The following is a 16,046-nucleotide window of genomic DNA, read 5'->3' as shown; positions in this document are numbered from 1 at the left end:
CGCCGGTGCTTTCCATGATGATTTTCTCGATCGACCAAATATCATTCCATTAAGTCTGATATGGAGTGAGGCTCTAGAACAAATCTCTAAAGCCAGTGGTGTTGCTGATAGCTTAAAGCAAGAGCAGGATAGCATTATCGATCGGATCGCAACTAATCCTAATCTATGGACAAAAAAATATTTGAATTCGTTAAAAACTTTCAAACAAGAAGTTTATGACTTAGATCGAAAAGATCCCAACTATCTAGAGCGAGGGATTGTTGTCGGAGAACAAGTTACACTCGATCGTTCAGATACTACTAGACAAAGTATTCTATACCGACTCCAGAGCCGGATAGAGGGATTAATTCAAAAAGCTCAAGCTAATCCGGTTAATCATAATAGAACTTTACAAGCTCAACGATCGGTTAATAATGATGGCGATTCAATTGAAGATGCAGAGATCGTCAATATAAAGTCTGAATCATAGAGCGATCGGCAGGGTGTGTTATTGAATATGTCACACCCTTTAATTTAATATTTACCACCACCACTATCGATATTTAAGAAATGCAAATTTTCACATTAATACCATCAGGAACTTGGGCTTCGATTTTAATATTAGTTGTTATTAGCTGTACGGCAGTTTCTTTACGACTTACTCTTTACAAAAAGCTCGAAGAAACCAATAAAAAAACTTCTCGATTATTATCGGGTGGCGATCCAGAAGGAATTCAACCACCAATTGTCGATCGACTGAGAGAACGTTATCAAAAAGCAAGTAAAAAGTTAGAGCATGTCAATACTCCTGCGTTAATTGATAGTGTCTATAAGGAAGAAAGGATAAGATTTTTATTTCTCAACCTGCAATACGATCGAGCAGATGGCATTACTAGAGCCTTACCAAATTTATTAATCGCTTCTGGCTTGATTGGTACCTTTTGGGGAATTACTAGCAACTTAACCAATATTTCAAGTATCGTAACTGGTTTCAGCCAAAGTAATCCCGATATTAGTAGGTTAGTTCAAGGATTGCAATTGCCATTACGAGATATGGGAGTTGCTTTTTCCACCAGTCTCTTTGGATTATTAGCAGGATCGATCTTAACTGTCGTCAATACTACTTGCAGTATCAGCATTGCCAAGTATCAATTAATATCAGGATTAGAAGACTATCTCGATAATATCTATAAACCAACTGTTGAAGGCAATACCAGACTAGATCTAGCGATCGATCGAATGGTGAAGCAACAGCAAGAGTTTCTTACCAGATTCCATGAAAATGTTGGCGCAGCGTTAGAGAGATCTTTTGGTAAAGCTGTAAATCAAATCGCTGAAGAATGCGGCAGAATTAATCAGATTGCTGAAAATGTGTACACTAACTTCTCTAATGCGGCTGGTACTATTTCTACAGGTGCAACCAGATTTCAGCAAGCAGCTAACTCTCTCGAATCTCAAACCAAAAATCTAGCCGATTATCTATATGAATTTAAAAGTGGTGTAGAAACATTTAGAGTATCTGCTGAACGACTTGAAAATAATAAGATTGTCCAAAATCTCGATCGAATATTAGCAGAGCTAAATACAAGTCAACAAGCTTTTACTAATTCTACTCACACTCTAGAGAATTCACTTGAAGGTATTACCAGCAGCAATAAGACAGCCGCCGAATTAGCAGAAAAAGTTTATCAGAGTTTGCATACTTCGATTTCTTCTATGGATAATGCATCTACAACCATCGAACGTAGTGCAAATACTTTCTCAAGTGCAGTCACCTCGATGGAAACTCATGCTCAGAGCTTTGCATTTTTTGTACCAGGAATTCAAAAAAGTGCAAAAACCTTTGAAACGGCAGCTAACCAAATCGAAAATAATAATATCGTCCAAAATCTCGATCGAGTATTAGCAGAATTGAATATCACTCAAACAGCCTTTACGCATTCTACTCAAACCCTGCAAAGTTCACTCGAAGGAATTACCACCAGCAACCAAACAGCCGCACAACTAGCTCAAACAGTTTACACGACATGGCAAGCCTCTACAGATAAGATTGATGCAGCATCTGAAATGATTAATAATGGGGCGATCCTCTTTCAACAAGCTACTACATCCTTGCAAGGGCAAACACAAACATTAGTAGGATTAGTACCACAGCTACAAACTGGCGTAAGTGACTTTGTATCGGCTGCTAATAAAGTTAAGACAAACAACATTATTAAAAATCTAGACACTTTAGTAACAAACCTTGGCACTACTCAAGCAGCATTTACCAACTCCACCCAAACTTTATCGGTAGGTGTAGAAGAAATGATGAGCAGTCATCAACAAGCAAATCAAATTATCAAGCAAGTCTATCAAGGGCTGATAACAACTACCTCCAGCCTTAAAGAAGGATCGCATAACTTTGTTAGTGCTGCTCAGGTTGTCCGAGATAGTTTACTCGCACTCGATCTCACTAACGCCGCTAATAAGTGGCAAAATACTCAGACTGAATTTGCCAATTCTACCGCAATCTTTAGTCAAGCTTCCAAAAATCTTCAACCAGTCACCGCCAAATTAGAGCCAGCAATTGCTTCGATCGATCGAGCAGTCACTTCTCTTCAACAAGTTGGATCGGAAGTAGTCAATCTGAGTAGAAATAACGTCCAAGTTTTAGAATCGACACAAACTGCCATAGATGGTTTCAATCGCAACTATCTAAAAGTATTGAATAATACAGACTTATCTATCCAAGATCTTGGAATGACAAATCGCTCTAATTGGCAATCGTTAGTAAATATCTTGGAGCCAAAAATTCAAACCGATCGAGAGTCTTTACAAAGATTATTAGCAGTAATTGAAAAATTGGAAATAATTATATCAAATATTGATAATGTAAACGATAGAGATCCTTCAGGTTTACAAGGGCTTTCGCAAAGTAATTAAACTCAAATATTATGTCTAGACGATCCGATAGCTCCCATCAAGATGAAGAATTAAATATATTTCAAGCATTTACCGATCTGATGTCAAATGCTTTCATGATTATTAGCTTTTTACTATTAATTAGTTTATTGCAGTCAATCGTCATGGCGAAAAAGCTTAAATCTGCCGAGCCGATTATCATTGATGAAAAGTCTGGAAACTTCAAATTTCCGTCAGGTAGTGCCGAACTCACTCCCGCTCTACAAATATATATCCAGCAGACAATTCTTCCCGAAATTAACAAAGCTACCGCTAAAGGTAATATTGACTTTATCCAAATCATCGGACATACCGATAGTCAGGGTATTAGTAATGCTAGCAATCTCGATCGTCAACTCACATCCGCCGCGACCGGAACTGCCACCATCTCAGCTCTCAAAGCTGGTTCCAATACCGATCTAGGACTGATGAGAGCAGTTGCAGTAGTGCAGTTTTTGAATACTAAGGGACTAGGAAAAGTTAAGTTTAGGGCTTATTCTGCGGGTCAATTATATCTACCATCTGGCGAACTTGCTAAGAGCGATCTTGGTGCAGATGATACTAGACGCAGGATTGAAATTCGCTTTATTCCTTATGGTCAGAAGAAATAAGAAAGGAATGTTTTATCAGCAGCCTCTGGTTAACAACAATTCAAGCATAGTGACGGGGCTATTGCTGCCACCTATTGCTATTGAGGACTCTGGCACAGTGCCACTTATCTTAAGTCGATCTCAATCGATCGATATCCTTAACTAGTTGCGCACCGAGCATTTTGGCGTCTTCACGATTGTAGAGCATCGCGATTTCGATCCAAAAGATCGATCGAGAGGATGGCGAGGTTTGTGGATTGAAAGATATCGATCCGATCCCTATGATGAAAGTACGGATATTACACAGCAAGAGGATTAGGTAATAACCAAAATTGCTATCATCACCGGATCGAGTCGCGGACTCGGCAAAAGTACGGCATTGAATCTGGCTAAAAAAGGGATCGATGTAATCGTGACATACAACAGCAATGTCGAGGAAGCCAAGAACGTCGTCGCTCAAATCGAATCGCTGGGAGCTAAAGCCGTTGCGTTGCAACTAGATAGCTCAAATACCAAAACCTTTGACAGTTTCGTAGCACAGGTGAAGCGATCGCTCCAAGATAAATGGCAGACAGAGCATTTTGACTTCCTGGTGAATAATGCTGGAACTGGACTACATGCGGCTTTTGCCGAAACCACAGAAGCAGAATTCGACCATCTGATGAATGTTCACGTCAAGGGCGTTTTCTTTCTCACCCAGAAACTGCTGCCGTTAATCAATGATGGCGGAAGGATTGTCAATCTCTCATCTGGTTTGGCTCGATTTACACTCCCAGGTTATGCCGCTTATGCCAGCATGAAAGGCGCGATTGAGGTATTGACCCGTTACATGGCTAAAGAGCTAGGATCGCGACAGATCGCAGTAAATACGGTTGCTCCAGGCGCGATTCTCCTAAGGGAGAGGCTTCGCCAACGAAACCGACTTTGGTGGTGGCACAGTGCGCGACAACCCAGAAGCTAATAAGTTTGTCGCTTCCCAAACCGCACTCGGTCGCGTCGGGTTGCCTGACGATATCGGTTGTGCGTTGGCGAAGCCTATCGGAACGATAATCGCCTCGTTACTATCTGAGGATAATAAATGGGTTAATGCCCAGCGGATCGAGATTTCTGGGGGTCAGTCGATTTAATTCTAGCTATAGCCGCCCATCGGTTAAAACACAAACCCGACTTTTTTGGAAAAGTCGGGTTTGTCACTGTCACAGCACTAGTTCGATCGATAGTCGATCGAACTGAAATGACTTTAGACGTTGGCATATAGCCGACCGTCAGGCATCTTCGCACCAGTTAGAATCGTGCCGACCATGCTCGCACTGCTCATTTCTGCCCGCATTAAATTAGCACCAGTCAGATTGGCGTCTTCGAGATCGGTTTTGGCTAAATGTGCCTCGATCAGTTCGACATTAATCATCGTCGCGTAGCACAAAATCGTCCGCGTCAGATCGGCATGGTGCATCCGCGCATCGGTGAGATTTGCATAACTGAGATTGGAATTTGCCAACTTAATCTTGGACATGATCGCGCGACTCAGATTGGCTCCGTTGAGATCGCAAGCGGTCATTACGGCGCGTTCTAGTTTAGCAAGGGACAGATCTGCGTGTGGCAGCGTGGCCTCATGTAGATTTGCTTCAGTCAAGATCGCATTATTTAACTACGCACCAGTCAAATTTGCACCACTGAGATCTGTGCCCTTTAAATTTGCTTCGGTGAGATTGGCATAGCTGAGATCGACTTTCGATAAATTTGCCCCTGCCATGTTCGCATTGCGGAGATCGGCGCGGCAGAGTTTGGCACTGCGGAGATTGGAAATATAACTGCGCTTTTCTTCCCGAAAATTGGCGGCGCGCAGGCAAGCACCGCTGAGGTTGGCACCACTGAGATTGACATTGCGCATGTCAGCATCCATCAGATTGGCATCGAGGAGATTGACCCAGGTCATATCTGCGCCGCGAAAATCAGCATACTGGAGGCTGGCTCCATGTAGATCGGCATCGCGGAGATTGGCACCTTGGAGATCGGCTCTAATCAGGGTCGCGCCACCTAGTTTGCAGCTCGAAAGGTTCGTTTTGAGCAACTGAGCGCGATTGAGATAAGCGAAGGTGAGATTGCTCTTGCGCAAATCAGCTTGGTTGAGGACGATATCGATCAGATCTTGGGCGACGAGACTAAATCCACTCAGATCGACTGAGGTGAAATCCCGTTCGCCACCGCGATATCGCCACAATAGTTCTTCCGCTTCCATAGCTTAGGCTGGTACTTTCGTTGATGTTCCCTTTAGTGTTCCCTCACTAGCGAACGTTGTTACTATGTCGATCGAGATTGCGTTGGTACTTTACTGAATCAGAGTTGATTGAGCGGGGAAGGGACTACCTGCACTCACAGCGGTTAAAACCGCCGCTTGTGATGCAAAGTCCGCCTGTCTTGTCTCGCTTCTATGCGGAGGGAACCTCCACAGAGCGAGCCGCTACGCGGACTAGAATCTCAGTCCGCGTAGCGGTGCGCGCACGCCTTTGTTTCCCGACGGTTTGCGGATGCGCTCGTCACGGAGGTTTCCTCCAGGTTTAGCGCACCAAGCAGCGGCGCATCGAACGGGAGGGAACCTCCCGTTTGTGTGCGACAAGACAGCGACCCAAATCACGCGGAGGTTCCCGACCCATGGCTTTGGGTCAAGACAGCGCAACAAGACAGGCGAACTTTGCAACATTAGCCACGATTTGCGAAAAGTGCGGTCTTGGGCTTTGCCCTGCTTGGGTATGGGTCACGGATGGGGAACCCATCCGACCCAACTCCGCTGTCTTGTCGTTTTCTTATTCGGGGGGAACCCTAGACATAAAAACGCCGCAAGTAGAGCACCTTTTCAAGATACAATCGTTGGCAACTCTATAGATAACAACTTGGTTTATTGAGGAGTGCGATCGCTAAGTTAAATTTTTAAAAACCATCGCTGACGATACATGAGGTACGATACTCCCAGCCAGAGGAATACAGTTGCGATCGCAAATAATACTCCACTATTCAACGCTCCCGCCCAGCCAAATAACAGCGCGTTCGACCATGCATAAATAGATTTATCTGGGGCAACTTCATTGACCATTAATAATTTAATCAAGACGATCGAAGCGACATAGATAAAAATTGCGTTTAAGCCCATAATTTCAAATGGTTTAAACCACTGAAGATGTTTGCGGACATCTACCAATTCGTAACAAGCAGCTAATGAGATTAAACCCCAGCCAGTTGTTAATAACACGAACGAACTCGTCCACAGCTTTTTATTAATCGGGAAAAAGCTATTCCAAACTAATCCAATTACCACTGCCGCCAATCCAAACATCAACAAATTAAGACTAGTTCGCGAAGTTACTGGCTGACGTTTCAACCACGTCCCTGTGAGATAGCCTAATAAAATACTGGCGATCGCGGGTAACGTTCCAAACAACCCTTCCGGATCGCTCATCGAGCCAGAACCTTTGTGAAGATGGGCGGGAGTAATAATTAGTCGATCGACATAAGCCCCAAAATTCCCCAGTTGGGTAAATACGCCCTCGCGATTGTCTAGAGCGGGAACGAAGGTCAAAATCAGCCAATAGCCGACTAATATTATCCCCGATAAGATCCAAATACTCCGTTCTTTGAGTGTCAGGACGGCGATCGAGGCTGCCAAAAAGCCAATGCCAATTCGTTGCAAGACTCCCATAATTCGCAAGTGTGCGAGATCGGGAAATAGCTTGGGTTGGATGAGATTATAATTCCACAATAAGTTGTTTAATAATAAACCTAAGCCAAATAAAATCGCGCTGCGGCGGATAATTTGCCAGTAAACTTGCTTGGTTATCGGGGCATTGCCACTCGTATATTTAGCGAGGGAAAATGCCATCGAGATGCCAATAATGTACAAAAAGAATGGAAAAACTAGGTCGGCGATCGTCCAACCATGCCAAGGCGCATGATCGAGCCAAGCATATTTTTTACCGTCATCGGGCAGACTCGCCATGTTCACCAGGATCATGGTAGCCATAGTCATGCCCCGAAAGACATCTAGGGAGGTGAGACGCATAGGGTTTGGGGGGACGGGGTGGGAAAGCGGGGGGCGGGGTACGGAGCGATGAAAGAATAGGGGACTTGGGCAACTAGGGAAACTAGACGGGAAAATGCCGATAAATAGGGAGACTTGAGCGAACTAGCTAACTTATAACTTGCTTCCAATATTAACTCCCCGCTCCCAACTCCCTGTCTTGACTGAAACACATGCGGAGGAAACCTCCGCGTGATTTCAGCCGCAACTCCTAACTCTTAACTATTTCCCAAATCCGATTCCTCACTACCAATCAGCAGAATCAAAGTAGCGATACAGGCAAAAAAGGCACCGACGGTGAAGGTAAAACCGGAACCGATCGCGTACCAGCACCAGCCAGCAAGGAGGTTGGCAAAGAGGAGGGTGATGCCGATCGTCAGATTGAATAAACTAAATGCCGTACCGCGTCTGGTTGGCTCTACAGCTCGATCGACGAGATCGAGCATCAAACCCTGAATCATTGCTAAATGGAGGCCGTAGAGGGCAAATAAGCACCAAATCTGGACATTGGTGGCGACGACGGCGAGGCCGAAATAGACGATGACGTGAATTAAGAAACCAGCTAGGAGCAGGCGGACTTTGAGGACGCGATTGACGATCGCGCTAATTGGATAGGATACCAGGGCAAACACCAAATTCATGATGATTAGTCCTACGGGCGTAAATGCTGGTGGAATCCCGATATCGATCGATTTGAGCAGCAGAAAGGCATCGCTGGAGTTGCCCAGGTTGAAGAAAATAGCGACCACTAGTAGCAGCCAATATTCGCCACCCAAGTCGAGGACATCGCGCCAAAAAATCGGGCTGTAGTTGAGGGCGAGGGATTCCGGTCGCTCTTGGCGATTTTGAGCTGGCGACTCGCGCTGATAATATTCATCGTTACCGGCGAGTAAGCCAGTCATTTCCGCCGGGATCATCAATAATTTCTGTTGTTTTTTGACGGGTTTAACTGCCAAGATCAACATCGCTAATCCCATGCAACTGGGCACTACTGCGACTGAAAATACCAGTTGGTAGTTATTGGGTTGGAAAAATAAGATCGCCCCAGCAATCAGGGCACCGATACAAGCTCCAGCAATCAGGAGCGATTGGCGCAAGCGATAAACCGGCGCGCGCAGCTCGTCAGAGGTAATATCTGCCATCAAGGCTTTACGCGGTGCTACGCTGATGCCTTGCCCAAAGCGATCGCCAAATTGGGTACCGATGACCAATAATGGATCGACGGCGATCGGGAGGATCGATCGCATCAACGCGGACAGTCCGTAGCCCAAGACGGCCAAACCCTTTTGCATCCCCAAATAATCGCTCAATCCGCCCGAAAATACGCGCATAATTGCGACGGTGGCGGCGGCGACACCTTCGATCTCGCCGATGGTGAGCGCGCCACCTTGCAATTTTAATAAGACGAAGATCGGCAACACTGCGCGAATCATTTCCGCACTGATATCCGTCAGTAGACTGGCAACACTCAAAATCCAGACATGATGTGGCAGTTTTTGGTGTAGCCGCTGCTGGGGAGGATCGAGTTTCATAAATTAGGGACTAAGAGGGTAAGGGATCGAACTGAGCGATCGCAGCTAGCGGTTAGAGTTTAAAAACACAGTTTTTAATTATCTAGATCCGCTCTGCTCATCGGCTAATTTTCTGACTGTGGTTTGATTTTGCCAGCTTTGACGAGGACTTCATAAATCGAAGCTGCCGCATCGGCACGGGTGGCGTTTTGAGTTGGTTTGAGTAGATTTGGGGTTTTGTCTTTGATGACGATGCCGGAGGCGATCGCTGCGGCCATTTTTTCGCGGGCGTATTTAGGCATTTCTTTGGCATCGGCGTACTTGCTCAGTACCGGCTCGGGATTAGCCGGTGCTGCTAGTTGCAATCCTTTAGCTAGCGAAATCTGCAACTGGTAGCGCGGGATCGGCTGGTTGGGTGCAAATTTACTTGGCGAATAGCCAGTCATAAAACCGAGCTGCACCGATTTGTCGATCGCTTCTTTGCGTGGGTAATCGGCGGGAATATCCTGGAATTTAGGTGCGGTTGCCGCTGTTACCGATCGATCTGCAAAGGCGCGATCGAGCATTTTGGCATACTCACCTCTAGTAATTTCCTTATCGGGATCGAATTTACCCGTCCCAAAGTCGGCGAGAATGCCGCGTTTTTGCAGTTCGGTAATATAAGTTTCGCCCCAAAATTGCTTGGGGACATCCTTGAATTTGGGAGTAGCAGCCACAATTGCCGGAGCTGCGGCGATCGGTGCCGGTACGCTCGGTGCTGGATCTTCCACTGTTTTGACGATCGGTGGTGCGCTGGCGGTGGTAGTTGTTGTCGTCGTGGTGGTTGACTCCTGTCGATCGCCAGTCATGCTCGCGATCGTTTGTCTGTCGGTCGCGGCTTTATCCTGCCCGCCGAGGGTGCCGAGCGGACGACGGGTGTTATTGTCGTTAGTCAAACTAGAGATCCCGGCTTGGAACATCGGCTGGTACTTTTGACCGATTCCCCAAAAGAAGACCGTGCCAATTCCGGCTAGGGCTACCCCAATTGCAATTAATTCATCCGCAGTCAAGCGGCGACGACGGTTGGGATTTGGAGTAGGTGAATTAGTCATGTTTTTTACCTCGATCGAGATTTATCAAATTTAACAACATCGTCAGATCGCAATTCTATCTTCCTTTACAATCTAGCGAGTTAGTTCTTTCTCAATAATTAACTAAATTCTCCAGATTCGATTTAATTTTAGCTAGGATTATCGCATTATTTACAGCGATCTTCAAAGTTGCGCGGTTAGTACTAAGTTTCCCCGATCGGTACTGCGGTGACGATCCCTTTCATTACCATCAATTTTGACTGAATTTCCATCTGGATTGCTGCTGGAGATCGATTGGCATCGAGCCGGACGATGCGGTCTGGATAGACATTTGCTAACTCTTGATAACCTTGTCTGACACGTTGGTGAAAATCGATCGTGGCGCGTTCCATTCGATCTAGTTTTCCACGTAATAAAACTCGCTCCAATCCGAGCGTCACATCGAGATCCAGCCAGAAAGTCAGATCGCTCTGTAAACCGCCAGTGGCTAATTGGTTGACCCGATCGATCTCGTCTCGATCGAACCCGCGTCCATAGCCTTGATAAGCAATTGTCGAATCGGTAAAGCGATCGCACAAGACGATATCGCCAAGCTCTAGATGGGGTTTAATCTTAGCTTCGACATGCTGCGCGCGATCGGCAGCATAGAGCAATAATTCAGTCCGATAACTGATGCACTCATCTGGATCGTCGAGCAAAAGTTGCCTGATTTGTCGGCCGATCTTTGTGCCACCTGGTTCGCGGGTAATCGCAACAGCTCGATCGCCATCGATCTGGTTTTGCAACCATGCTGCTGTCAGCTCGATCTGGGTCGTTTTACCAGCTCCTTCGACCCCTTCAAATACGATAAATTTACCGCTCATTATTGCTCCAAAAATTGATTTAGATCTGCCTTACAAATTAGTTAATTATTCTGGTAGGATGTCAGGGCGATCTGAGATAACTACACCTTACACTCTATAACCGCCCTCATATGTCACGTTATGCCTGCTATTTTCTCGTCAATCTTTCACCCGATCGATTGCGATTATCATTGCAAAAAGTGTTGGCAGTTGGCCGATTAGAAGCTGTGCATGAAGGCGCAGATTATGTCATGGCTAGAGAAATTCCCGGACAAGTCGCATTTGCCAAGCTAGTGACAGTCGAAGTCTCGATCGATGTTACCACTGCCACGTCAGAAGCTGTCAAGCTGAGTTTTTTGGTCAGAAATGAGGAATTACCCCTCCAGCTCGACAACCATTGTCGCCAAGTCTTCGACGCGTTACGCTTGGCGATCGCTCATTGTCCGGATTGGCACCCAATTAATAGCTCGCGATCGCTGGTAGCCTCACCAGCACTCAATTAGAGGGAATAGGGCATAGGGGATAGGGGATAGATCTTGTAGATTGGGTTGAGCAACGCGAAACCCAACATGCTCACAGATCGATTGTAATGAATCAACCCTGCACATTAGATAGATTTGTAGTTTGGGTCGAGCAACGCGAAACCCAACATGCTACTGCAAACCTTGAAAAGTGCCTCGATTCGGTTTACAGTGAGCGGTAATGTCCATCTTCAATATTGTAGGGAAATTATCTCATGGCTCTGGCTGTAGGCACACAAGCTCCGGACTTTAACGTCAAAGATACCAATGGTAATGCGGTGACTTTAGCAGGGTTAGCTGGCAAGAAAGTTGTCATGTATTTTTATCCCAAAGATGACACCCCTGGCTGTACGAAACAAGCTTGCAGTTTTCGCGATAATTATGCAGTTTACCAAGACAAAGGGATCGTCATTTTAGGCGTAAGCAAAGATAGTGAATCCGATCACCAAGCCTTCACCAAAAAATTCGATTTACCATTTCCCCTCTTAGCCGATATTAATGGCGAAATTATTGCCGCTTATGATGTCGATGGTGGCGGCTATGCCAAACGCGTCACCTATGCGATCGACGAAACTGGCAAAATCGTCCATGTCGATAGCAGCGTCAAAACCGATACCCACGCCAATGATGTCTTAAAAGCATTAGGTTATTAGAGATCTTAAAATCTAAAATTCTGACTTGATTCAGAGCGATACCATAAAATAGAGGGCAAGCGTCGCTTGCCCTCTATTTCTTATTCACTATCAATTATCGACGATCGATTATCAATTCCCTAACGATACTCATATTTAACCACTACCGGCTTAACTGTTTCTGGGGAGATCGAATCGATGCTCTGAGTGGAAATCTCGTGAGAGAAAGACTTAGATTTACCTGGCTCGATATCGATATTTAGAGGGATAATTGCTTGCTTGATCGATATATCTTTGGATACAAATTTTGCCACAATGTAGTAAACATAGTGAGTTTGTTCGCTGCGATTATTAATCGAGCCAGAGACAGTCAGCAGCGACTTGTCCGAACTATTGCGCGTAACATTGATGTATTGTAACCGCAGATCTTTGTCGCTTTCTAGATCGATCGAATTGGCGGGTAGAGTTTGCACCAAAAGCTGTGGCGATCGCGGCTTTGGCGCGATCGATCTAGCCAAAATAGTCGAATGCTCCAGACTGAATCCTCTGGCAGAAGACCGGACATCTAGCACGCCCCAGATCGCCCCGATTGACATGATGACAGACAAGTATCGACCGATCTTCATACAGGATGTGGTGTTGAGAGATGTGTGTCTTAGCATACTAATTATCTTAATCTGTTTACTTCGGCGATCGAGGCATTGCACACAGCTTCCGCATATTGGCTGGACTTCAATCTAAGACTTTTGTCATAGATCTCACTGGGCAAAAATTCACAAAATTAAGTGATATGTGTACTCTCTTAATTTGTACCCATTTAGACAGCCAGAATTACGATTGTCAGCTAAAATTAGTTTAAAGTTGGGCAAATCCTCGCGATTTTTGTCCGACGCCACCATCGAAGATTGGGTCGCACTGCGGATCTCGATCGCGAAATATTTACTAGAATCCACGATAAACTTGTAAAGATATTGTGGAGAAAATTGTGCCCACCGACCATGGTGGGTAACAATAAGAGATTGAGGAATTAATTGCCGAGGAAGTTTATTGATGCAGCCGATTCGTACATTCAACGTTTCTCCGTCCCTACCAGCCTCCCTCGAACCCCTACGGCAGCTTGCCTATAATCTGTATTGGGACTGGAACACGGAGATCAAAGAGTTATTTAAGAGACTCGATCGCGACTTGTGGGAAGCCACTCGTCACAATCCAGTCGCGCTACTAGCCAGAGTCAGTCAGGCTCGCTTGCAAGAAGTCGCTGCTGACGATGGGTTTCTCGCACACATGGAACGCGCTGTCGGCGAACTCAACACTTATCTGCACGACCGCAGTTGGTACAAGCACAAGCGTGCCAATGTCGGCAAAGAGTGCTTTGCTTACTTTTGTGCTGAATTTGGCTTGGTAGACTGTCTGCCGATTTATTCTGGCGGTTTGGGTGTGCTCGCTGGCGATCACCTCAAATCGGCGAGCGATCTGGGTTTGCCGCTAGTGGCTGTCGGGTTGCTGTACCAAAAAGGGTATTTTGCCCAGTATCTCAATGCTGAAGGCTGGCAGCAAGAGCGGTATCCAGTTAACGATTTTCACAACATCCCCGTCCAACTCGAACGCAAGCCTGATGGCTCGGAACTGCGCGTCGCAGTCGAGTATCCCGGACGGATGGTTTACGCCCGCGTGTGGCGCGTTCAAGTGGGTGTCGTCCCCCTTTATTTACTCGATACTAATATCGAGCCAAATAGTGCCTACGACCAAGATATTACCGATGCGCTGTATGGTGGCGATTTAGATACCCGGATCCATCAAGAAATCATGTTGGGGATCGGCGGTTTCCGCGCCCTCGAAGCGTTGGGACACCAGCCGAGCGTCTATCACATGAACGAAGGTCACTCTGGCTTCTTGATTCTGGAGCACATGCGGGTGCTGATGCAACGTGAGGGTTTGTCCTTTGTCGAAGCTAAGCAAGTCGCCCAATCCAAACAGATTTTCACGACGCACACGCCAGTCAGTGCGGGTTTCGATCTGTTTCCGCCCGACAAGACGATGTACTATGTCGGTCACTATGCTAGTGTCTACGGACTGAATAAAGATGACTTCATGGGCTTGGGGCGAGAAGACGCCACGGCTCTAGAATCGCCGTTTAGTATGGCGGCTCTGGCGATGAAGACTTCCAGCTTCGTCAATGGTGTCGCCAAGTTGCATGGCGTCGTGTCGCGGGAAATGTTCCAGAACATGTGGAAAGATGTCCCGATCGATGAAGTGCCGATTACGTCCGTGACTAACGGCGTTCACGCGCGTAGTTGCGTGGCTAAATCCGTCCAGGAACTCTACGATCGCTACCTCGGCCCCGAATGGTCGGAACGCTCGATCGAAGACCCGATTTGGCAGAAAATTGACGCGATTCCCGATGAGGAATTGTGGCGCAATCACGAGCACAGTCGATCGGAAATGGTCGTCTACGTCCGCGAACGGATCGTTTCCCATCTCAAAGAACGCGGCGCGACTCTAGCCGAAATCGATCGCGCGCATCAGTCTCTCGATCCGAGTGTGCTGACGATCGGTTTTGCCCGTCGGTTTGCGACTTACAAGCGCGCGACCTTATTCCTGCGCAATCTCGATCGAATCAAAGAGATCATGGTTGGGAATAAAGGCCGCAAAGTCCAGTTTGTGATTGCTGGTAAAGCGCATCCTAAAGATATCCCTGGTAAAGCGTTAATCCGCGACATCGTCCACTTCACCCGCATCGAAGGGATGAACTCGGTTGTATTCGTACCCGACTACGATATCTATGTCTCGCGGGTGATGGTTGCTGGTTGCGATATCTGGCTGAATACCCCCCGCCGTCCCCACGAAGCCTCCGGTACTAGCGGCATGAAAGCCGCAATGAATGGTCTACCCAACCTGAGTATTCTCGATGGTTGGTGGGATGAAGCTGACTATGTGAAAACTGGTTGGCCGATCGGACATGGCGAACTGTATGCTGATGAAGCCTACCAAGATGAAGTCGAAGCCAATTCCTTCTACGACCTCTTAGAACAAGAAATCGTCCCCCTCTTCTACGATCGCGACAAAGAAGGTTTACCGCGTAAATGGGTCGCCAAGATGAAAGATGCCATCCGGCTCAATTGTCCGACCTTTAATACCGCACGGATGCTCCGCGATTACGCTACTGTCGGCTACTTCCCCGCGAGCGATCGCAATCGGGTAGTCACCAGCGAACATTATCAAGCCGGTAAAGATCTCGCCCACTGGAAAGAAAAGATGCTCAAACATTGGAGCGATCTCAAAATCCACACGGTCGATGTGTCTGCGCCCGAAGACATTAATGTCAATCAGGCAATTTCCGTCAAGAGTCTGATTCAACTCGGCAACCTCGAACCCCACGATATCCAAGTCGAACTCTATAAAGGGCCAGTCGATACCAACGGGAAAATTACCGATGCCGATACAGCCGTGATGACCTACCAAGGTCGCGATGGTGCGGGTAACAGTCTCTACACCAGTGAGATTGCTTACTCTGCCAGCGGCTTGCAGGGCTTATCGCTGCGAGTGTTACCTCACAATGCCAATATGAGCAATCCTTATGAGTTAGGGTTGATTCAATGGGCGTAGGTTAGGGGTTAGGCTTTAGGTTTTAGGCTTTAGGCTTTAGGTTTTAGGCTTTAGGTTCTCGGAGTGAGGTGTTGCGGCTTGCCGTAACACCTCATTTTTGGTTTAGGGACTAAATTTCAGATCTCATACCAAATCCGATTTGAAAAGACTTCTTTTGCTAGTCAAAACCCTTTGCCCTCACCCCGCCAGATCCTGCGGCTCTGGCGGGGTGAGGGCAAGATTGGTAGGTTTTACTAACCGGATTTGGTATCAAAGCCTTTCCTAAAACCTAAAACCTAAA

General features: G+C 46.5%; 10 protein-coding genes and 3 pseudogenes. 7 read left to right on the top strand and 6 right to left on the bottom strand.

Translation table 11 applies throughout. The features are described from left to right. The 4 genes and pseudogenes from RMO84_RS18310 to RMO84_RS18295 all read left to right on the top strand — a co-directional run. Window positions 1–469 (top strand): annotated as a pseudogene (locus tag RMO84_RS18310) (hypothetical protein); the annotation flags it as partial. An 80-nt stretch (window positions 470–549) separates the two neighbouring features. Next, window positions 550–2,904: a hypothetical protein gene (locus tag RMO84_RS18305; protein ID WP_310489872.1), complete on the top strand. Its 2,355-nt coding sequence runs from the start codon at window positions 550–552 to the stop codon at window positions 2,902–2,904. Between the two features lie 11 nt (window positions 2,905–2,915). Beyond that, on the top strand, window positions 2,916–3,533 hold the full coding sequence (locus tag RMO84_RS18300) for an OmpA family protein (protein ID WP_310489871.1): 618 nt from the start codon (window positions 2,916–2,918) through the stop codon (window positions 3,531–3,533). A 301-nt stretch (window positions 3,534–3,834) separates the two neighbouring features. Beyond that, window positions 3,835–4,639: pseudogene (locus RMO84_RS18295) on the top strand (SDR family oxidoreductase). Between the two features lie 113 nt (window positions 4,640–4,752). On the opposite strand, the pseudogene RMO84_RS21420 reads toward RMO84_RS18295, so the two are convergent. From RMO84_RS21420 to tmk, 5 genes and pseudogenes are all read right to left on the bottom strand, one after another. Continuing rightward, a pseudogene (locus tag RMO84_RS21420) lies at window positions 4,753–5,751 on the bottom strand (pentapeptide repeat-containing protein). 681 nt (window positions 5,752–6,432) lie between these two features. Next, the gene (locus RMO84_RS18275) at window positions 6,433–7,566 is read right to left on the bottom strand and encodes a DUF5009 domain-containing protein (protein ID WP_310489866.1); all 1,134 of its coding nucleotides are present in this window, start codon (window positions 7,564–7,566) and stop codon (window positions 6,433–6,435) included. Between the two features lie 236 nt (window positions 7,567–7,802). Continuing rightward, a complete protein-coding gene (locus tag RMO84_RS18270) occupies window positions 7,803–9,116 on the bottom strand; it encodes an MFS transporter (RefSeq protein ID WP_310489865.1) in 1,314 nt (437 codons plus the stop codon). A 104-nt stretch (window positions 9,117–9,220) separates the two neighbouring features. After that, window positions 9,221–10,186: an S-layer homology domain-containing protein gene (locus tag RMO84_RS18265; RefSeq protein WP_310489864.1), complete on the bottom strand. Its 966-nt coding sequence runs from the start codon at window positions 10,184–10,186 to the stop codon at window positions 9,221–9,223. Window positions 10,187–10,368: 182 nt separating this feature from the next. Next, a complete protein-coding gene (gene tmk, locus RMO84_RS18260) occupies window positions 10,369–11,028 on the bottom strand; it encodes a dTMP kinase (RefSeq protein ID WP_310489863.1) in 660 nt (219 codons plus the stop codon). A 110-nt stretch (window positions 11,029–11,138) separates the two neighbouring features. Between tmk and RMO84_RS18255 the strand changes: the two genes are divergently transcribed. Both RMO84_RS18255 and RMO84_RS18250 read left to right on the top strand, forming a co-directional pair. Then, window positions 11,139–11,510 (top strand): hypothetical protein, encoded by a 372-nt coding sequence (locus RMO84_RS18255; protein ID WP_310489862.1) that lies wholly within the window; start codon window positions 11,139–11,141, stop codon window positions 11,508–11,510. A gap of 233 nt (window positions 11,511–11,743) precedes the next feature. Continuing rightward, window positions 11,744–12,181 (top strand): peroxiredoxin, encoded by a 438-nt coding sequence (locus tag RMO84_RS18250; protein WP_310489861.1) that lies wholly within the window; start codon window positions 11,744–11,746, stop codon window positions 12,179–12,181. 119 nt (window positions 12,182–12,300) lie between these two features. On the opposite strand, the gene RMO84_RS18245 is transcribed toward RMO84_RS18250, so the two are convergent. Then, window positions 12,301–12,786: a hypothetical protein gene (locus RMO84_RS18245; protein WP_310489860.1), complete on the bottom strand. Its 486-nt coding sequence runs from the start codon at window positions 12,784–12,786 to the stop codon at window positions 12,301–12,303. Window positions 12,787–13,210: 424 nt separating this feature from the next. Here RMO84_RS18245 and glgP point away from each other — a divergent pair, with 424 nt between their 5' ends. Further along, window positions 13,211–15,766 carry an alpha-glucan family phosphorylase gene (gene glgP, locus RMO84_RS18240; RefSeq protein ID WP_310489859.1) on the top strand — a complete coding sequence of 852 codons (2,556 nt, stop codon included), beginning with the start codon at window positions 13,211–13,213 and terminating at the stop codon, window positions 15,764–15,766. The last annotated feature ends 280 nt before the right edge of the window (window positions 15,767–16,046 follow it).

The organism is Chamaesiphon sp. VAR_69_metabat_338 (assembly GCF_031423935.1).
Lineage (GTDB): Bacteria > Cyanobacteriota > Cyanobacteriia > Cyanobacteriales > Chamaesiphonaceae > Chamaesiphon.
Note: the sequence above shows the minus strand (reverse complement) of the source record. Positions and strands in the feature narration are given on the sequence as shown.

Bases quoted from the DNA above. Each gene is read 5' to 3' on its own strand.
- RMO84_RS18270 (WP_310489865.1), bottom strand. From the start codon at position 9,116: ATGAAACTCGATCCTCCCCAGCAGCGGCTACACCAAAAACTGCCACAT.
- RMO84_RS18255 (WP_310489862.1), top strand. From the start codon at position 11,139: ATGTCACGTTATGCCTGCTATTTTCTCGTCAATCTTTCACCCGATCGA.
- glgP (WP_310489859.1), top strand. From the start codon at position 13,211: ATGCAGCCGATTCGTACATTCAACGTTTCTCCGTCCCTACCAGCCTCC.
- RMO84_RS18300 (WP_310489871.1), top strand. From the start codon at position 2,916: ATGTCTAGACGATCCGATAGCTCCCATCAAGATGAAGAATTAAATATA.
- RMO84_RS18245 (WP_310489860.1), bottom strand. From the start codon at position 12,786: ATGAAGATCGGTCGATACTTGTCTGTCATCATGTCAATCGGGGCGATC.
- RMO84_RS18250 (WP_310489861.1), top strand. From the start codon at position 11,744: ATGGCTCTGGCTGTAGGCACACAAGCTCCGGACTTTAACGTCAAAGAT.
- RMO84_RS18265 (WP_310489864.1), bottom strand. From the start codon at position 10,186: ATGACTAATTCACCTACTCCAAATCCCAACCGTCGTCGCCGCTTGACT.
- tmk (WP_310489863.1), bottom strand. From the start codon at position 11,028: ATGAGCGGTAAATTTATCGTATTTGAAGGGGTCGAAGGAGCTGGTAAA.
- RMO84_RS18275 (WP_310489866.1), bottom strand. From the start codon at position 7,566: ATGCGTCTCACCTCCCTAGATGTCTTTCGGGGCATGACTATGGCTACC.
- RMO84_RS18305 (WP_310489872.1), top strand. From the start codon at position 550: ATGCAAATTTTCACATTAATACCATCAGGAACTTGGGCTTCGATTTTA.